The organism is Achromobacter sp. UMC46, from assembly GCF_014170335.1.
In the GTDB taxonomy this organism is placed as follows: domain Bacteria; phylum Pseudomonadota; class Gammaproteobacteria; order Burkholderiales; family Burkholderiaceae_B; genus Achromobacter.
In genome coordinates, this window is record NZ_LZZS01000007.1 from 38,264 (window position 1) to 54,861 (window position 16,598).

At 62.8% G+C, this 16,598-nt stretch carries 20 protein-coding genes; 15 read left to right on the plus strand and 5 right to left on the minus strand.

Annotated elements, in window-relative coordinates:
- Positions 1-92 precede the first annotated feature (92 nt).
- The gene (locus A9973_RS11960) at positions 93-677 is read right to left on the minus strand and encodes a TetR/AcrR family transcriptional regulator (RefSeq protein WP_183013992.1); all 585 of its coding nucleotides are present in this window, start codon (positions 675-677) and stop codon (positions 93-95) included.
- A gap of 94 nt (positions 678-771) precedes the next feature.
- Here A9973_RS11960 and A9973_RS11965 point away from each other — a divergent pair, with 94 nt between their 5' ends.
- Both A9973_RS11965 and A9973_RS11970 read left to right on the plus strand, forming a co-directional pair.
- Complete coding sequence (locus A9973_RS11965; RefSeq protein WP_183013993.1) at positions 772-1,962, plus strand: MFS transporter; 1,191 nt, start codon at positions 772-774, stop codon at positions 1,960-1,962.
- Positions 1,963-2,027: 65 nt separating this feature from the next.
- On the plus strand, positions 2,028-2,426 hold the full coding sequence (locus A9973_RS11970) for a RidA family protein (RefSeq protein WP_183013994.1): 399 nt from the start codon (positions 2,028-2,030) through the stop codon (positions 2,424-2,426).
- Positions 2,427-2,435: 9 nt separating this feature from the next.
- Here A9973_RS11970 and A9973_RS11975 read toward each other — a convergent pair whose 3' ends face one another.
- Entirely contained in the window at positions 2,436-3,347 is a 912-nt protein-coding gene (locus A9973_RS11975) for a LysR family transcriptional regulator (protein ID WP_183013995.1), read from the minus strand.
- A gap of 126 nt (positions 3,348-3,473) precedes the next feature.
- Here A9973_RS11975 and A9973_RS11980 point away from each other — a divergent pair, with 126 nt between their 5' ends.
- The 3 genes from A9973_RS11980 to A9973_RS11990 are packed head-to-tail and all read left to right on the plus strand — an operon-like array spanning position 3,474 to position 5,384.
- Positions 3,474-4,628, plus strand: a complete 1,155-nt coding sequence (locus tag A9973_RS11980; RefSeq protein ID WP_183013996.1) for a DSD1 family PLP-dependent enzyme — start codon at positions 3,474-3,476, stop codon at positions 4,626-4,628.
- Between the two features lie 36 nt (positions 4,629-4,664).
- The gene (locus A9973_RS11985) at positions 4,665-5,060 is read left to right on the plus strand and encodes a RidA family protein (protein ID WP_183013997.1); all 396 of its coding nucleotides are present in this window, start codon (positions 4,665-4,667) and stop codon (positions 5,058-5,060) included.
- A 51-nt stretch (positions 5,061-5,111) separates the two neighbouring features.
- Complete coding sequence (locus A9973_RS11990) at positions 5,112-5,384, plus strand: hypothetical protein (protein WP_183013998.1); 273 nt, start codon at positions 5,112-5,114, stop codon at positions 5,382-5,384.
- A gap of 17 nt (positions 5,385-5,401) precedes the next feature.
- On the opposite strand, the gene A9973_RS11995 is transcribed toward A9973_RS11990, so the two are convergent.
- The gene (locus A9973_RS11995) at positions 5,402-5,704 is read right to left on the minus strand and encodes a DUF2513 domain-containing protein (protein ID WP_006225318.1); all 303 of its coding nucleotides are present in this window, start codon (positions 5,702-5,704) and stop codon (positions 5,402-5,404) included.
- Positions 5,705-5,824: 120 nt separating this feature from the next.
- On the opposite strand from A9973_RS11995, the gene A9973_RS12000 reads away from it, so the two are divergent.
- From A9973_RS12000 to A9973_RS12020, 5 genes are all read left to right on the plus strand, one after another.
- Positions 5,825-6,223 (plus strand): hypothetical protein, encoded by a 399-nt coding sequence (locus tag A9973_RS12000; protein ID WP_183013999.1) that lies wholly within the window; start codon positions 5,825-5,827, stop codon positions 6,221-6,223.
- Positions 6,224-6,318: 95 nt separating this feature from the next.
- Positions 6,319-6,639 (plus strand): hypothetical protein, encoded by a 321-nt coding sequence (locus A9973_RS12005; RefSeq protein ID WP_183014000.1) that lies wholly within the window; start codon positions 6,319-6,321, stop codon positions 6,637-6,639.
- Positions 6,640-7,009: 370 nt separating this feature from the next.
- Positions 7,010-7,213 carry a cold-shock protein gene (locus A9973_RS12010; RefSeq protein WP_006220190.1) on the plus strand — a complete coding sequence of 68 codons (204 nt, stop codon included), beginning with the start codon at positions 7,010-7,012 and terminating at the stop codon, positions 7,211-7,213.
- 123 nt (positions 7,214-7,336) lie between these two features.
- A complete protein-coding gene (locus A9973_RS12015) occupies positions 7,337-7,900 on the plus strand; it encodes a DUF924 family protein (protein ID WP_183014001.1) in 564 nt (187 codons plus the stop codon).
- A gap of 340 nt (positions 7,901-8,240) precedes the next feature.
- On the plus strand, positions 8,241-8,447 hold the full coding sequence (locus tag A9973_RS12020) for a cold-shock protein (RefSeq protein WP_006225311.1): 207 nt from the start codon (positions 8,241-8,243) through the stop codon (positions 8,445-8,447).
- A gap of 92 nt (positions 8,448-8,539) precedes the next feature.
- Here the strand turns inward: A9973_RS12020 and A9973_RS12025 are convergent, their stop codons facing one another.
- On the minus strand, positions 8,540-9,085 hold the full coding sequence (locus A9973_RS12025) for a TIGR00645 family protein (RefSeq protein WP_183014002.1): 546 nt from the start codon (positions 9,083-9,085) through the stop codon (positions 8,540-8,542).
- Between the two features lie 264 nt (positions 9,086-9,349).
- Between A9973_RS12025 and A9973_RS12030 the strand changes: the two genes are divergently transcribed.
- From A9973_RS12030 to lon, 5 genes are all read left to right on the plus strand, one after another.
- Positions 9,350-10,105, plus strand: a complete 756-nt coding sequence (locus A9973_RS12030) for a M48 family metallopeptidase (protein ID WP_183014003.1) — start codon at positions 9,350-9,352, stop codon at positions 10,103-10,105.
- A 165-nt stretch (positions 10,106-10,270) separates the two neighbouring features.
- Positions 10,271-11,581, plus strand: a complete 1,311-nt coding sequence (gene tig / locus A9973_RS12035) for a trigger factor (protein WP_183014004.1) — start codon at positions 10,271-10,273, stop codon at positions 11,579-11,581.
- A gap of 4 nt (positions 11,582-11,585) precedes the next feature.
- The gene (clpP, locus tag A9973_RS12040) at positions 11,586-12,239 is read left to right on the plus strand and encodes an ATP-dependent Clp endopeptidase proteolytic subunit ClpP (RefSeq protein ID WP_183014005.1); all 654 of its coding nucleotides are present in this window, start codon (positions 11,586-11,588) and stop codon (positions 12,237-12,239) included.
- 102 nt (positions 12,240-12,341) lie between these two features.
- Positions 12,342-13,640 (plus strand): ATP-dependent Clp protease ATP-binding subunit ClpX, encoded by a 1,299-nt coding sequence (clpX, locus tag A9973_RS12045; RefSeq protein ID WP_006225306.1) that lies wholly within the window; start codon positions 12,342-12,344, stop codon positions 13,638-13,640.
- Positions 13,641-13,846: 206 nt separating this feature from the next.
- Positions 13,847-16,297: an endopeptidase La gene (lon, locus tag A9973_RS12050; RefSeq protein ID WP_183014006.1), complete on the plus strand. Its 2,451-nt coding sequence runs from the start codon at positions 13,847-13,849 to the stop codon at positions 16,295-16,297.
- Positions 16,298-16,385: 88 nt separating this feature from the next.
- Here the strand turns inward: lon and A9973_RS12055 are convergent.
- Positions 16,386-16,598, minus strand: a 213-nt coding sequence (locus A9973_RS12055; protein ID WP_183014007.1) for an IS3 family transposase, incomplete at its 5' end; no start/stop codon positions are given.

Here is a 16,598-nt window from a genome sequence, read left to right on the forward strand (position 1 = left end):
AACGGTCTCCGGGATTATTTAAACAAGTTTATTCTTTGATAATACGTGCGTCGCCGGGGATGCACAACCTAAGGCCCGCGGCCGGTGGGGCCTTAGCGCCGCGGCAGCCCGCGCAGCAGCAGGTCCAGCGCGTGCAAGGCTTGATCGAGCCGGGGCGCGTCATCGGGGGCGTCGGCGATCCAGAACGCGCTGTCGGTCAAGCTGCCGTTCACCAGCCGGGCAAGGGCCTGCGGGTCGGCGTCGTCGATGATGCGCGCCTCCATCAGCCCCTGCAGCAGCGCAGCAAGCGACGCGATGCACTGTTGTTGGGCGGCGTCGGTCGCCGGGCCCAGCACCGCCCGGGCGTCCTGCAGTACGATGCGGCGGATTTCGGGTTCGGTCGCCATGCGCAGGTAAGCGCGGCAGCGTTCGCGGAAGGCCTCCCAGGGGGCGGCGGCTTGCGCCGACACCGCATTGAGCCGTTCGTCCACCTCGTCGTCGATTTGTTCGACGACGGCCGCCAGCAAGCCTTTCTTGTCACCGAAATGGTGATACAAAGCCCCTCGCGTCAGCCCCGCAGAAGCGGTCAGCTCGTCCATGGACGTGGCGGCGTAGCCCGTGTGCTGAAAGGCGCGCCGGGCGGTCGCCAGCAATTTGGCCCGGGTGGCTTCGATCATCTCGGCGCGCGAACGCGACATGTGGTTCTCCAGTGACATACGGCGCGTATGTTAATTGACATACGCAATGTATGTGAATACGATCTCGCCGTCCACCAGGTTCAAAAGGTTATCGGTGTCCAATCCGTATCGTGAGTTGTTCAAAGCGCCCGGCGCCATGGGTTTCGTGTTGGCCGGCGCGATCGCGCGCCTGCCCTTGCCGATGATCGGCATCGGCATCATCACGATGCTGTCCGAGGTGCGCGGATCCTATGGGCTGGCGGGCGCCGTCGCCGCGACGTTCGCGCTGGCCACGGCGTTGCTTGCCCCGCGCATCTCGCGCCTGGTGGACCGCCATGGGCAAGGGCGGGTGCTGCCGCTGGCGGCGGGCATATGCGTGCTGGCGCTGATCGCGCTGGCAGCGTGCGTGCGATGGAACGCGCCCGATTGGACGCTGTTCGTCTTCGCCGCGTTGACGGGCGCCTTGCCCAGCATGCCCGCCATGATCCGCGCGCGGTGGACGGAAATCTATCGCGACCAGCCGCAGTTGCGCACCGCCTATGCGCTGGAGTCGGTGGCCGACGAACTCAGCTTCATCGTGGGGCCGCCGATTTCGGTGGGCTTGAGCGTGGCACTGTTCCCCCAGGCGGCGCCGCTGGCCGCGGCCTTGCTGCTGGCGGTGGGCGTGACGGCATTCGTCCTGCAACGGGGCACCGCGCCTGCCGTGCAGGTCAGGCAAGCCGGGCGCGAGGCCTCGGTGTTGCGCATGCCGCCGATGCGGTCGCTGGTCGCCATGATGTCGGCCATGGGCGTTATCGTCGGCACGATCGACGTGCTCAGCGTCGCGTTCGCCCGCGCGCAAGGCGTGCCGGCGGGCGCCAGCCTGATCCTGTCGGCCTATGCCCTGGGCTCGTGCGTGGCGGGGCTTGTTTTCGGCGTGCTGAAATTTCAGATGCCGCTTGCGCGGATGCTGTCCATCGCCGCGGCGGTCACGGCCTTCACGACCTTGCCCTTGCTGCTGGTGAACGACCTCGTCACGCTGTCGCTGGGCGTGCTGCTGGCCGGGCTGTCGTTCGCGCCGACGATGATCATCGCCATGGCGCTGGTCGAAAGCAGCGTGCCGGGCCAGCGCCTGACCGAAGGCCTGACATGGCTGGTGACCGGGCTGGGCGCGGGGGTGGCTGCGGGCGCCGCGATGGCGGGCTGGGTGGTCGACCACTACGGCGTGCGGGCGGGATTCTGGACGGCGGTCGCCGCCGGCGCGATCGTGCTCCTGGTGGCCTTGCCGGGGGCGCGGGCGGCGCAGGCGCAGCGTGCCGCGCCCTGACACGGCGCGCCGATAGAATGGCGGTTCCGGCGCGCTGCGGGGCGCGCCGTCCACAGGAGCACATCATGTCCAGAACCGTCGTCAATCCCGACACCGTTTTCAACACCGTCCAGTACGGATTCAGCCAAGCCGTCATCGTGACGGGGCAGCGCAGGATGCTGCTGTCGGGCCAGGTCGGCGTCGACCTCCAAGAACGCACGGTCGGGCCAGGCCTGCAAGAGCAGACAGAGGCCGCGCTGGACAACATCGAACGTGTACTCGCCGCGGCGGGTGGAACGCTGGCGCAGGTGATCATGCTGCGCATCTACATCTGCGAGACCGTCCGCGAAGATCAGGAAGTGATCGCGCAAGCCTTGCGCGACCGCTTTCCCGTGGACCCGCCGCCGTCGTCATGGGTCATCGTCAGCGGGCTGTCCCTGCCTGAATGGCTGGTCGAGATCGAAGCGGAAGCGATGCTGGACTAGAAGGGCGATTCAGCCCTTTTCGCGCCAGGGCGTGGCGGCGAACGCCGCGCGCAGGTGCGCCAGGAATCCGGCAGTCCGGGCGGACAGGTCCTGGCGCGACTTCACCAGCGCCACCACATTGGCGTCGGGCAGGCTCCACCCGGCCAGCAGCGGTACCAGCGACCGGGCTTTCACGTGCTCGGCCACATCCCATTCCGATCGCGCGACGATGCCGTGGCCGGCCAGCGCCCACGCCACGGCCGCTGCCCCGGTGTTGCTGGACAGCACGGGCGCGATGCGCACGCCGATGGCGGGCCCGCGGCCGCGCTTGAACCGCCACAAGGTCACGTCCTCATCGTTTTCGCGCAAGGCGATGCAGTCATGGTCGCGCAGGTCTTCGGGCTTGGCGGGCGCGCCGTGCCGGGCCAGATAGGCGGGCGATGCGCACAGGATGCGGCGGTTGGGCGCCAGGGGGTAGGCCACCAGCGTGGAATCGCGCAGCTCGCCGATATGCACCATCACATCCCAGTTGTCGGTGGCCAACCGTGGCGGACCATCGGACAGCGTCAGGCTGGCGGTGATGTCCGCGCTGCTTTGCCGGAAACCGGCCACCAGCCCGGCGACGTAGCGCTGCCCGAATCCCAGCGGCGCCACCACACGCAGATGGCCGGCCACGACGCCGCGCCGGCCAGCCAGCTCATCGGCCAGATCCCCTAATTCGCCGCAGATCTGCCCGGCCCGCAAGGCCAGCAGCCGTCCTTCGTCGGTCAGCGCGGTGCCGCGCCCCGACCGATTCACCAGCCTGACGCCTAATCGCTTTTCCAACGCATTCAGCCGCTGCGTGACGGCAGGGGGCGTCACGTCCAGGGCGCGCGCGGCCTGGGCAAGCGACGAAGTGGCTGCCAGGCTCATGAAAAAACGCAGGTCGTCGGTGGTGATCATTCAGATTCACATTAATTGAAAATTAAGCCTGTATTAAACACGCGCAGCCCCTCGCGCGCCATACTGCATGCAACCGGACCCAACTTGCGTGGCGTCCATCCGATCCGATCTGCCGAGACCGCCCTGATGACTCTCTCCCGTCTGCCGACGCCCCTGGATTCCCTGGACACGCCTTGCTTGCTGCTGGACGAAACCCGCATGGAGCGCAATATCCAGCGCCTGAATGCGCTGATGGCTGGCCACGGGGTGCGATTGCGCCCGCATCTGAAGACGCCTAAATCGATCGACGTGGCGCGCCGAGTGATGGCCAGCCCTCAGGGGCCGGCTGCCGTCTCCACGCTGCAAGAGGCCGAACAATTTGCCGCCGCCGGCGTCACCGATCTGCTTTACGCCGTCGGCGTGGCGCCCTCCAAGCTGGACCGCGTGTTGGCCCTGCGCCAAAAAGGCGTGGATCTGACGGTGGTGGTGGACAGCATCGAGGCGGCCCAGGCCGTTGCCGATCGCGCCACGGCCACGGGTAGTCCCGTGCCCACGCTGATCGAGATCGACTGCGACGGCCACCGCGCCGGCGTGCAGCCGGGCCATCACGGGCACCTGCTGTCCATCGCGCGCGTGCTGCATGCCGCGGGCTGTCTGCGCGGCGTCATGACGCATGCCGGCGAGTCCTACGGCTGCCGCAGCGCCGAGGCGATCGCGGACATGGCCGAGCAAGAGCGTTGGGCCGCCGTCAGCTGCGCAGATGCGATCCGCCAGGCGGGGCTGCCGTGCCCAGTCGTCAGCGTCGGCTCCACGCCCACCGCGCACTTCGCCCGCCACCTCGAGGGCGTGACCGAAGTGCGCGCTGGCGTCTACGTGTTCTTCGATCTGGTAATGGCGGGCTTGGGCGTATGCTCGGTCGACGACATCGCCGCCACCGTGCTGACCACCGTCATCGGCCATCAGGCCGACAAGGGCTGGATCCTCGTCGACGCGGGCTGGATGGCCATGTCGCGCGACCGGGGCACCGCCAAGCAACCGGTCGACCAGCTATACGGCCTGGTCTGCGACGTCGACGGCAAGGTCTATCCCGACTTGCTGCTGGCCGAAACCAACCAGGAGCAGGGCATCATCGCGCTGCGTGCCGGCAGCGACGCCCGCCTGCCCGATCTGCCGCTGGGGACGAAACTGCGCATCGTGCCGAACCACGCCTGCGCTACATGCGCGCAGCACGACGCCTATCAGGTCGTGCGCTCGGGCGAGCCCGGCGTCGTCGCCCGCTGGGAACGCTTCCGCGGCTGGTAAGCCGCCGCCGTCTTTCACCGTCTACAGGAACCGACCATGGATTTGATCAATACCTCCGACGCGACGCCGCCCGCCGGGCATTACTCCCAGGCGGTGCGGGCGAACGGCTTCGTCTTCGTGTCCGGCCAACTGGGCTTCCTGGCGCCCGCGCAGGCCGGCGCCAGGCCGCAACTGGCGGCCGGGGCCTCGGCCCAGACCGAAGAGGCGCTGCGCAGCGTGAAGGCGATCCTGGCGGCCGCCGGCGCATCGCTGACCACGGTCGCCAGCGTCACGGTGTACATCCCGGACATCGCGCTGTGGGACGAGGTCAACCGGGTCTACGAACGCGTGTTCGGCGATCATCGGCCGGCGCGGGCGGTCGTGCCCACGCGTGAATTGCATTACGGCGCGCTGGTCGAGATCAGCGTGGTGGCGGTGGCCGCCCAGGGCTGATCCGACGCCTATAATGCGGTCGCCTCAATGCCTTCGGGGGAGAACGTTCGCATGCAGTACGAATATCTGTTCTGGGCCATGGCCGCGATGGTGGCGGCCGCGCTGATCGGCGGCTCGCTTTGTGGCCGCCTGCGCTCGGTCAAGCAGGTGCTGGCAGGGGTGGTCGCACTGGCCGCCGCGGTCTTCGTGGCTGTTTTCCTGCTGTCGCGCCACGGCGGCTTCAGCGACTTGTCGGCGATGCTGTCGATCGCCGCGTTCATGTTCAGCCTGGTGATCGGCGCCGCCGCATCATTGCTCACGCGGCGCATCTTGCAGCGCCGCTGAGCCCAGGCCATGCCGCTTTATTCTTCGGCGTCGAAGTCTTCGGCGTCTTCCTCGTCGTCCTCGTCCTGCTCCAGGGCGTCATAGCCCTTCCAGGTGATGCGCCAGCGCGTCGCGGCGGCGCTGGCTGCCGTTTCGCTCACTTGCTTGACCAGGCCAGCGTCCGACAGCAGGTCCAGATGATGCGCAATGGTCTGCAAGCCCTGTTCTTCAGGATGCGGGGCCAGGGCGGCGTTCTTGATGTCGTGCGTGCTCAGGTTGGGGCCGGGCGCGTCGCGCAGGGCACCCAGAATCGTGACGACCAGGTCGAAATCGCGTTGCATGATGTTCACCGTGTTGAAAATGGGTAGGCCGACAATAGCAGAGTTCCGTGGCGCCGATGCGACAGGGCGCAAGCCCGGGTTACAGTCCAGGGTTCACGATAACGAAACACACAGAACGCTATGAAGAAACCCGCTGAGCGCGATTGCCTCGCGCTGATCCCCGGCTACTCGGGCCAGGCTGCCAAGCTCTTTCTTTCGCGCGGCGAAGACGACCGCATTGCCGGCGTGACGGTCTATGACCTGCTGGGACACGTCAAGCTGCAGGGCGATGCCGAGGCGGCCGCCGCCTGGATCGGCGAGTGGCTGGCCGAAGAAGCCGGCAACCGCAAGGCCCGCCGTACCCAACTGCTGGCCCAGATGTTCATCTGCAAGCTGACGGGCGACGAGAAGGATACCTTCCTGACGGCCCAGAAGCCGCTGATCCGCGTCCTGGCCGAAGCCGGGGTGCGCTGCCGTAGCGTCGCCGCCACGTCCGGCGCCGCCAGGCAGTCCCTGGGTCCGAATGTCAAGAAGCATTAGCATAAGGCTGTTATAGTCGCGCCTGGGCGTGAGATTGCACCTGCACGGTGCGTGCGTCCAAGTGGGCTGGGCCCGCTGATCAAGGAAGATTGAACATGGAAATAGTAAGTCGGCACCTTGCCGACGTGGCGGGCGGCGTCGAGCTGCTCACGACGATTGATGGCGAGTCCATCAGCGTCTATGTCGTAGTGGGCGTAACCGATCTCAATGCGATCGCGGACATCGTCCCCATCGAGAAAGTCGATGCTGGAGCGGATATCCACGCTTCAAATGTCGACAATGTTGATAATGCGCAAGAACAAATCGACCAAGTCCTGGAAAATATGAATCCCGGCGACGTGGCGGTTTTCCTTTGCTCGGGTTCCGATGCTTTTGGCGCGGCACTCGATTTGTTGGGTTTACCTATCGACGAGTAAGCCTGACGGCAAACCAAAGTGCCTATCTGAACGGCGTATGAAGGATGTACGGGTTTAGAAGGCATTTATATAAGCCTTGATTGTTTTTTTATGATGTATGGGTGTTTACACCTATGCAGGGACAAGTTTTGCCTATGAAAACGTGCAAATTTTCAACGCAGTTTCTCTTTGTTGCATTATTGGCACGTATTTTTTAGGATTATGTTGACTTGTGAGGGGAACATAACGATAGTGTCGGCACACGATCACAAGCGTTGCGATTTTCGTTCAGTGCCGTGCCTTTTCCGGCTCAGCGTTATTGTTCTACTGTCCCCTCCTTGATTGATTCGTGACCTCCGGGCATTTGCCCATTATCTCTAGGAAATACAGTATGGAAACCGGCGTCGTTAAGTGGTTCAATTCGGAAAAAGGCTATGGCTTCATCACCCCGGAAGCGGGTGGTAAGGATCTGTTCGCTCACTTCTCCGAAATCCAGGGTTCTGGCTTCAAGTCTCTGGAAGAGAACCAGCGCGTCAGCTTTGTGACGGCCAATGGCCCCAAGGGCCCGCAAGCCACGAAGATTCAGGTCCTGTAAAGGTCTGAGTTTTCAAAAAAGCCCCTTCGGGGGCTTTTTTTGTTTTTGCGCGGTATCCTTCCGGGGTTCGGTCTGTCGGGCGCCGCCCGTCATCGCCGCGTCTCCATGCCCCAGGATCCTGCCATGATTTCCCCCTCTCCGACGCCGGTAGCCGTGCAACCGCAAGACGTGGTCGCGTTCTGGATGGATGCGGGGCCGACGCAGTGGTTCAGCAAGAGTGACGCGTTCGATACCGAGTTCCGCCGGCGTTTTGAGGCCGCGCATTGGGCCGCTGCTTCGCGCGAGCTGGACGACTGGCTGGAAGACGCCGACGGCGCCCTGGCGCTCATGATCCTGCTGGACCAGTTCCCGAGGAACGCCTATCGGGGAACTGCGCATATGTTCGCCACCGACCCCCTGGCCCAATATTTCGCTGAACGGGCGATTGCGTCCGGCCACGACCTTGCCGTCGATCCGCAACTGCGCCAGTTTTTCTATCTGCCGTTCGAGCATGCGGAAAGCCTGGTCACGCAGAACCGTGGCGTCGCGCTGATGGAACCCCTGGACCCCGATTCGCTACGCTGGGCCGTCCTGCATCGCGACATCATCAAACGCTTCGGGCGGTTCCCGCACCGCAACGCGGCGCTGGGCCGTCAGACCACGCAAGCCGAACAAGAGTTCTTGGACGTCGGCGGCTTCTCCGGCTAGCGCCTCGGGCAGGCAGGGCCCCCGGTCTGGTCGCAGCGGCAGCCGGTATCGGCATGTATCAGTTCTTGCCAAGGTGAAAATATTCCGTTGCCCGAAGCATTGTCGGCGCCAGCCGTCGCGGCGTTTGCCGGTGCTTCCTCGCATGTCGGTCCACCAGCTCCATCCTTCGCATATTTGACGTTTTTCGGGGTTCGCCAATACACTGGGTTCAGCGAGATTTTCAAGCGACGCGGTCTGCGTTAACTTGTCGCCGTCAGTGGTGCTGCGGTTGCTTCCTCTCCCATCCTTGATGATCTGGCGCCCCGCGAGCAATCGCACTTTCTAGGTTCAAGGACACTCCATGGCAACCGGCATCGTTAAGTGGTTCAACGCCGAAAAGGGTTACGGCTTCATCATGCCCGACGACGGCAGCAAAGACCTTTTCGCCCATTACTCCGAAATCCGCAGCGAAGGCTACAAGTCGCTGCAGGAAAACCAGCGCGTCACCTTCGAGGTCGGTACCGGTCCCAAGGGCCCGAGCGCCAAGAACATCAAGGTCGCGGCCTGATGTTTTCCGGGTAGCGCTCCGGGCGAGATCCCGGTGTTCGGCCCATAAAAAAGCCCCCATGCGCAACGCATGGGGGCTTTTTTTGCCACGCCTCAGTGTTTTTGCGGGGCGGGCGTCGACAGCTTGTCCACCAGCGCGATCCCCAGCGCCGACAGGATGAACAAGGCGTGGATGATCGTCTGCCACATGACGCCGGCTTCGGTGAAGCGCGCGTTCGGCGTGCCGATCGTGCCGGCCTCGATGAACGTGCGCAGTAGATGGATCGACGAGATGCCGATGATGGCCATCGCCAGTTTCACCTTGAGCACGCTGGCATTGACGTGGCTCAGCCATTCAGGCTGGTCCGGATGGTTATGCAGGCGCAGGCGCGACACGAAGGTCTCGTAGCCGCCCACGATCACCATCAGCAGAAGGTTCGAGATCATGACCACGTCGATCAAGCCCAGGACCAGCAGCATGATCTCCATTTCGCCGAAACTGCTGGCGTGCGTCACCAGGTGCCACAGCTCTTTCAGGAAGAGCATGACGTAGACGCCCTGGGCGACGATCAGGCCCAGGTACAGGGGCAGTTGCAGCCAGCGCGAGCTGAAGATCAGGCTGGGCAGAAGGCCCAGGCGGGGAGGGGGGGTGTTATTCATGTTGGGTGCGAGCCGTTTGTGGTGGGGCGATGAAAAGTGCGGCGGCAATTCTATCAATGCCCGGGCATGCGGGGCATCTGTTTTTATAGGATCCTTAGATGACGCCGAATGCGCCCGATATCACGCTTGCGGACGATTTGCTGGGCTATTGTGTAAGCGAAACTGCCATTTGCGAAACTCTGTGGCGAAACGCATTGTTCGCTTTGGGCATGGATAGAATTGCCGCCTCACTCGCATAGAGCCAGTCAAGAGGAGTTTGTTCCCATGAAGATCCGCTACACCGTTGCCGCGTTGACCGTTGCGCTTGCCCCTTACTCCGCATCGCATGCCCTCGATATCGGCGGCCTGGTGGGCGCCGGCAGCAAGGTCGTGCAAGCTGCCACCCTGAGCGACGCTGAAATCAAGACCTTGTCGGACAAGGCTTGCGCGCAAAGCGATTCGCAAGAAAAAATCGCTGCCCCGGGCAGCAAGTACGACGTTCGCCTGCAGAAGATCGCCAAGTCGCTGGGCGGCACGGTCAATGGCCAAAAGGCCAACTACAAGGTCTACATCACGAAGGACGTCAATGCCTGGGCGATGGCCAACGGCTGCATCCGCGTCTACAGCGGCCTGATGGACATGATGACCGACGACGAAGTGCTGGGCGTGGTCGGCCACGAAATCGGCCACGTGGCGCTGGGCCACAGCAAGAAGGCCATGCAGACGGCCTACACAGTGTCGGCGGCGCGTGACGCCGCAGGCGCGGCTGGCGGCGCGACGGTCGCTGCCCTGAATTCCTCGCAGCTGGGCGACCTGACCGAGAAGTTCATCAATGCGCAATTCTCGCAATCGCAGGAAAGCGCGGCGGACGACTATTCGTTCGACCAGCTGCAGGCCAAGAAGCTCAATACCCGCGGTTTGGTGACGGCATTCCAGAAGCTGGCCGAGCTGGATGGCGGCAAGAGCGATATGATGAGCTCGCACCCGTCCTCGGCCAAGCGCGCTCAGCACATCGAAGATCGCATCGCCAAGGCCAAATAAGGGCGCCGAAAAGGCGTTCCCCCTCCCTTTTCGGGCGGAAAACGGGGCGCGAGCATCCGGGCAAATCCGGGGCTCGCGCCCCTTTGCGTCAGGGTTCCGGAAGTTTCCGGTAAAATGCCGCGTTTATCCGCCCGTAATCTCATCTCTCGGAAAATAGGTCTTTTAATGCAGCCTGTGGTTGAAACCCTCTCCGGCCTGGAGCGCCGTGTTGATCTGGCCGTCTCGGTGGCCGACGTCGAAAAGGAAGTCCAGGCGCAATTGAAGCGCGTGGCTCGCACCGCCAAGGTCCCCGGCTTCCGCCCGGGTAAAGCTCCGCTCGCCATGCTCGAGCGCAGCCATGGCCCCAGCATCCGCTACGACGTGATCAATAGCCAAGTTGGCCGTGCGTTCGAACAAGCCATCGACGGCGCCAAGCTGCGCGTCGCTGGCGCCCCGAACCTGGAACCCAAGACTGAAGGCGTCACCGACGACACGCTGGCGTTCACCGCCACGTTCGAGGTCTACCCCGAAGTCGTCGTGCCGGACCTGTCGGCCCTGGCCGTCACCCGTTTCGACACCGCCGTCACCGACGCCGAAGTCCAACAGACCCTGGACGTCCTGCGCAAGCAGCGCGCCACGTTCGAAGCCCGCGCTGACCGCGCCTCGCAAGACGGCGACCGCGTCACGCTGGACTTCGCCGGCACCATCGACGGCGTGCCGTTCGAAGGCGGCAAGGCCGAAGACTTCCCGTTCGTGCTCGGCCAAGGCCGCATGCTGCCGGAATTCGAAGAAGCGGCCCGCGGCCTGAAGGCTGGCGAAACCAAGGTCTTCGAACTGAAGTTCCCTGACGACTACCAAGGCGTGGAAGTCGCCGGCAAGACCGCCGAATTCACCATCACCGTCAAGGAAGTGGCTGAAGGTGTCCTGCCCGAACTGAACGGCGAATTCGCCAAGTCCCTCGGCCAGGCCGAAGGCGACATCGAAAAGCTCAAGGCCGACATCCGCAGCAACATCGAGCGCGAAGTCAAGGTCCGCTCGGCTGGCCGCACCAAGTCCAGCGTCATGGACGCCCTGGTCGAAGCCGGCAAGTTCGACGTGCCGAAGTCCCTGGTCGACAACGACGTGCAAGGCCGTGTCGCCGCTGCCCGCGAAGAGCTCAAGCAGCGTGGCATCCCGAACGCCGAGTCCGTGCCGATCCCGGCTGAAGCCTTCTCGACCGAATCCGAACGCCGTGTCCGCCTGGGCCTGCTGGTGTCGGAACTGGTCAAGCAAGCCCAGCTGCAAGCCAAGCCCGAGCAAGTTCGCGCGCGCATTGAAGAATTCGCCGAGAACTACGAACAACCCGCTCAGGTTGTCAGCTATTACCTGGCTGACCGCCAGCGTCGTGCTGAAATCGAGGCTATCGTGCTGGAAGACAACGTTGTCGCGCACGTGCTGGAAAAGGCCAAGGTCACCGACGAAAAGGTGCCTTTCGATCAGTTGATGGGGATGGCGTAACACTATGCAGAGATTCACCGATTTCTATGCGGCAATGAATGGCGGGTCTTCGGTGACCCCCACCGGCCTGGGCTACATTCCCATGGTTATCGAGCAGTCGGGGCGCGGCGAACGCGCCTACGACATCTATTCGCGTCTGCTCCGCGAACGGCTCATTTTCCTGGTGGGTCCGGTCAACGACGCAACGGCCAATCTGGTTGTGGCGCAGTTGCTGTTCCTGGAATCGGAGAATCCTGACAAGGACATTTCCCTGTACATCAACTCGCCCGGCGGGTCCGTGTATGCGGGAATGGCCATTTTTGACACCATGCAGTTCATCAAGCCGGACGTATCGACCCTGTGCACCGGCCTGGCGGCCAGCATGGGCGCGTTCCTCCTGGCGGCTGGCAAGAAGGGCAAGCGTTTCACGCTGCCCAACTCGCGGATCATGATCCATCAGCCGTCGGGCGGCGCCCAAGGCCAAGCGTCCGACATCCAGATCCAGGCTCGCGAGATCCTGGACCTGCGCGAACGCCTGAACCGCATCCTGGCTGAGAACACCGGCCAGTCGATGGAACGCATCGGCCTGGACACGGAACGTGACAACTTCATGTCCGCCGAAGATGCGGTATCGTATGGATTGGTGGACAAGGTGATGACCTCCCGCTCGGAAGGCTGACTTCCCGGTTGATCCGAACCCGCTGCCATCAAGTTTGAGTAAGCGCATGCGCTGGACCCTTTACCCGGTCTGGCGCATCTTTACCTGAGATACGAAACAAATATGCCTGAAAAAAAGGGATCGGCAGACGCAAAAGTGCTGCATTGCTCGTTTTGCAATAAAAGCCAGCATGAAGTCCGCAAGCTGATCGCGGGTCCGTCGGTATTCATCTGCGATGAATGCATAGACCTGTGCAACGACATCATCCGCGAGGAAGCGCAAGCGACTGCGCGCGCGGCGATTCGTTCCGAACTGCCTACTCCGGCCGAGATCAAGACCTTCCTGGACCAGTACGTGATCGGGCAGAATTCGCCCAAGCGCATGCTGGCAGTGGCGGTCTACAACCATTACAAGCGCATTCGTCACGGCGAGATCAAGGGCGACGAAGTCGAGCTCTCCAAGAGCAACATCATGCTGATCGGCCCCACCGGGTCGGGCAAGACGCTCCTGGCCCAGACGCTGGCGCGCATGCTGAATGTGCCCTTTGTCATGGCTGACGCCACCACGCTGACCGAAGCCGGTTACGTGGGCGAAGACGTCGAGAACATCATTCAGAAGTTGCTGCAGAACTGCAACTACGAAGTCGAGAAGGCGCAACGCGCCATCATCTACATCGACGAAATCGACAAGATTTCCCGCAAGTCCGACAACCCGTCCATCACCCGCGACGTGTCGGGCGAGGGCGTGCAGCAGGCTTTGCTGAAGCTCATCGAAGGCACGGTTGCCTCGGTGCCCCCGCAGGGCGGCCGCAAGCATCCCAACCAGGACTTCGTCCAGGTCGACACGACGAACATCCTGTTCATCGTTGGCGGCGCTTTCGACGGGCTGGAAAAGGTCATCCGCGACCGCACCGAGAAATCGGGCATCGGTTTCTCGGCGTCCGTGCGCGCCAAGTCCGAACGCGGCGTGGGCGAACTGTTCTCGGAAGTCGAACCCGAAGACTTGATCAAGTTCGGCCTGATCCCTGAACTGGTTGGCCGCCTGCCGGTCGTCGCCACGTTGGACGAGCTGGACGAAGCGGCCCTGGTGCAGATTCTGACCGAGCCCAAGAACGCCTTGCTCAAGCAATTCCAGAAGCTGTTCGCCATGGAAGGCGCCGAGCTGGATCTGCGGCCCGCCGCATTGAAGGCCATCGCCCGCAAGGCGCTCAAGCGCAAGACCGGCGCGCGCGGCCTGCGTTCGATCATCGAACAGACGCTGCTGGACACCATGTACGAGTTGCCCTCCCAGGGCAACGTCAAACGTGTCGTGGTTGACGAAAACGCCATTGAAGGCGAAGGCAAGCCCCTGCTGATCTACGCCGACGAAGCCGGCGAAACGGAAAAGCCGGACCGCGGAGAAGTCCGCGACGCCGCAGCCTGATATTTCAAAAAAACCCGTTCCTGTAACGGGTTTTTTTCCTTCCTGGCTGCCCTCTGGGGCATTTTTTTTTGCCTTTCGTTTATCAGGCCGCCGGGATCTTGAATTTTCGGCTATTGTTCCCATAACAGACGTAACTGACGTGGATAGCTCGGGGTATACCCGGGCCTCCTGTCCCCGATACGCCGAGTCATACCGAGGAACCTCCTATGTCTGCCAGCCAGACCCTGCCTTCCGACCCGATCGACCTGCCCCTGCTCCCACTTCGCGACGTCGTGGTGTTCCCGCACATGGTCATCCCGCTGTTCGTCGGCCGTCCGCGCTCTATCCGCGCGCTCGAGGTTGCGATGGAAGCGGGCAAAAGCATCATGCTGGTGGCCCAAAAGTCCGCCGGCAAGGATGATCCCACCCCTGAAGACGTCTACGAGATCGGTTGCGTAGCCGGCATCCTGCAGATGCTCAAACTGCCCGACGGCACCGTCAAGGTGCTGGTCGAAGGCACCCAGCGTGCCCGCATCAACAGCATTGAAGATGCCGATTCGCACTTCACCTGCCAGGTGACGCCGATCGAGCCGGACGCCATGCAAGGCTCCGAGACCGAGGCCCTGCGCCGCGCGATCGTTGCCCAGTTCGAACAGTACGTAAAGCTCAACAAGAAGATCCCCCCGGAGATCCTGACCTCGCTGGCTGGCATCGATGATGCCGGACGCCTGGCCGACACGATCGCCGCGCATCTTCCGCTGAAGCTCGAGCAGAAGCAGAAGATGCTCGAGATCGTCGGCACCTCCGAGCGCCTTGAAGGTCTGCTTACCCAGCTCGAAACCGAAATCGACATCCTCCAGGTCGAGAAGCGGATTCGCGGCCGCGTGAAGAAGCAGATGGAAAAGAGCCAGCGCGACTACTACCTGAATGAGCAGGTCAAGGCCATTCAGAAGGAGTTGGGCGAGGGCGAAGAGGGCGCTGACATCGAAGAGCTTGAAAAGAAGATCATCGCTGCCCACATGCCCAAAGAGGCGCGCAAGAAGGCCGATGCCGAGCTCAAGAAGCTCAAGCTCATGTCGCCCATGTCGGCTGAAGCCACAGTGGTGCGCAACTACATCGATACGCTCATCAACCTCCCCTGGAGAAAGAAGAGCAAGATCAACAACTCGATCTCCAACGCCGAGACGGTGCTGGACAACGACCACTACGGTCTGGAAAAGGTCAAAGAACGCATCCTGGAATATCTTGCCGTGCAACAGCGCGTGGACAAGGTGAAGGCGCCGATCCTGTGCCTGGTCGGACCTCCGGGCGTGGGTAAGACCTCGCTGGGCCAGTCCATCGCCAAAGCCACGAACCGCAAGTTCGTGCGCATGGCGCTGGGCGGCGTCCGCGACGAGGCCGAGATCCGCGGCCACCGCCGGACCTACATCGGTTCGATGCCGGGCAAGATCGTCCAGAACATGTCGAAGGTCGGCGTGCGCAACCCGTTGTTCCTGCTTGATGAAATCGACAAGCTGGGCATGGATTTCCGTGGCGATCCCTCGTCGGCGCTGCTCGAAGTGCTGGATCCGGAACAGAACCACACGTTCCAGGACCACTACATCGAAGTCGACTTCGACTTGTCCGACGTCATGTTCGTGGCCACCAGCAATACGCTGAACATCCCGCCGGCGTTGCTCGACCGCATGGAAGTGATCCGCCTGTCCGGTTACACGGAAGAGGAAAAGATCCATATCGGCCGCGACCATCTGCTGCCCAAGCTGATGAAGAACAACGGCGTGAAGGACAGCGAACTGACGGTGGACGACTCCGCGCTGCGCGACATCGTGCGCTACTACACCCGCGAAGCCGGTGTGCGTGCGCTCGAACGCGAAGTGGGCAAGATCTGCCGCAAGGTCATCAAGCAATTGCTGACCCAGACCGATCGCGCCAAGGCCGAAGGCAAGACTTTCGAGGTCAAGCCGGTGAATGTCACGGGCGAGAACCTGAGCGACTACCTGGGTGTGCGTCGCTACACCTTCGGCATGGCCGAAAAGGAAAACCAGATCGGTCAGGTGACGGGTCTGGCGTGGACGGAAGTCGGCGGCGACCTGCTGACGATCGAAGTCGCGGACATGCCTGGCAAGGGCGTCATCCAGCGCACGGGTTCGCTCGGCGACGTGATGAAGGAGTCGGTTGAAGCGGCTCGTACGGTGGTGCGCTCACGTGCTCGCCGTCTGGGCTTTGCCGACAGCGTCTTTGAGAAGCACGACATGCACGTGCACGTGCCGGAAGGCGCGACGCCCAAGGACGGTCCGTCCGCGGGTATCGCGATCACGACAGCCATGGTCTCGGCCTTGTCCCGCATCCCGGTGCGCGCCGATGTCGCCATGACCGGCGAGATCACGCTGCGCGGCGAAGTGCTGCCGATCGGCGGCCTGAAGGAAAAGCTGCTGGCTGCGCACCGTGGCGGCATCAAGACGGTCTTGATCCCGGAAGAAAACGTCAAGGACTTGGCGGAGATCCCGGATAACGTCAAGAACCACCTTGAGATCGTGCCGGTTCGTTGGATCGACAAGGTGCTGGAGCTGGCCCTGGAGCGTCTGCCCGAGCCGCTGGCGGAGGAAGAAGCCGTAAAGGAGCCTCTGGTGGCAAAGCCGGCTGAGCCGGGCTCGACCGATCCAGTGCTCAAGCACTGATCGCGATACCGGGGGCGTCTTCGAAAGAGGGCGCCCAATGAAAAACCCCGCTGCGTGAACTGACCCCCAGAAGTTGGACGGTCAGAAGCTAAAGCCCGAAGGCCTGAGCTCGGTATTGCACCGGGCTCAGGCCTTTTAGCTTGAGCTTGATGCGGTCGTGATTGTAGTAACGGATGTACTGCCTGATGCCCACCTGCAACTGGTCGATGCTCTCGAAGCGGTTCAGGTGGAAGAACTCGGCCTTCAACGTCCCGAAGAAGCTCTCCATGGCGGCATTGTCCAAGCAGTTTCCCTTGCGTGA

What these genes read in the sequence shown, in the direction of transcription:
- A9973_RS12000 (WP_183013999.1), top strand. Translation starts at nt 5,825, where the DNA reads ATGAAGAAACCCGCTGAGCGCGATTGCCTCGCGCTGATCCCCGGCTAC.
- clpP (WP_183014005.1), top strand. Translation starts at nt 11,586, where the DNA reads ATGCAGAGATTCACCGATTTCTATGCGGCAATGAATGGCGGGTCTTCG.
- A9973_RS11960 (WP_183013992.1), bottom strand. Translation starts at nt 677, where the DNA reads ATGTCGCGTTCGCGCGCCGAGATGATCGAAGCCACCCGGGCCAAATTG.
- A9973_RS12025 (WP_183014002.1), bottom strand. Translation starts at nt 9,085, where the DNA reads ATGAATAACACCCCCCCTCCCCGCCTGGGCCTTCTGCCCAGCCTGATC.
- A9973_RS11995 (WP_006225318.1), bottom strand. Translation starts at nt 5,704, where the DNA reads ATGCAACGCGATTTCGACCTGGTCGTCACGATTCTGGGTGCCCTGCGC.
- A9973_RS11975 (WP_183013995.1), bottom strand. Translation starts at nt 3,347, where the DNA reads ATGATCACCACCGACGACCTGCGTTTTTTCATGAGCCTGGCAGCCACT.
- A9973_RS11990 (WP_183013998.1), top strand. Translation starts at nt 5,112, where the DNA reads ATGCAGTACGAATATCTGTTCTGGGCCATGGCCGCGATGGTGGCGGCC.
- A9973_RS11980 (WP_183013996.1), top strand. Translation starts at nt 3,474, where the DNA reads ATGACTCTCTCCCGTCTGCCGACGCCCCTGGATTCCCTGGACACGCCT.
- A9973_RS12015 (WP_183014001.1), top strand. Translation starts at nt 7,337, where the DNA reads ATGATTTCCCCCTCTCCGACGCCGGTAGCCGTGCAACCGCAAGACGTG.
- tig (WP_183014004.1), top strand. Translation starts at nt 10,271, where the DNA reads ATGCAGCCTGTGGTTGAAACCCTCTCCGGCCTGGAGCGCCGTGTTGAT.
- A9973_RS11985 (WP_183013997.1), top strand. Translation starts at nt 4,665, where the DNA reads ATGGATTTGATCAATACCTCCGACGCGACGCCGCCCGCCGGGCATTAC.
- A9973_RS12005 (WP_183014000.1), top strand. Translation starts at nt 6,319, where the DNA reads ATGGAAATAGTAAGTCGGCACCTTGCCGACGTGGCGGGCGGCGTCGAG.
- A9973_RS11970 (WP_183013994.1), top strand. Translation starts at nt 2,028, where the DNA reads ATGTCCAGAACCGTCGTCAATCCCGACACCGTTTTCAACACCGTCCAG.
- clpX (WP_006225306.1), top strand. Translation starts at nt 12,342, where the DNA reads ATGCCTGAAAAAAAGGGATCGGCAGACGCAAAAGTGCTGCATTGCTCG.
- A9973_RS12030 (WP_183014003.1), top strand. Translation starts at nt 9,350, where the DNA reads ATGAAGATCCGCTACACCGTTGCCGCGTTGACCGTTGCGCTTGCCCCT.
- lon (WP_183014006.1), top strand. Translation starts at nt 13,847, where the DNA reads ATGTCTGCCAGCCAGACCCTGCCTTCCGACCCGATCGACCTGCCCCTG.
- A9973_RS12020 (WP_006225311.1), top strand. Translation starts at nt 8,241, where the DNA reads ATGGCAACCGGCATCGTTAAGTGGTTCAACGCCGAAAAGGGTTACGGC.
- A9973_RS12010 (WP_006220190.1), top strand. Translation starts at nt 7,010, where the DNA reads ATGGAAACCGGCGTCGTTAAGTGGTTCAATTCGGAAAAAGGCTATGGC.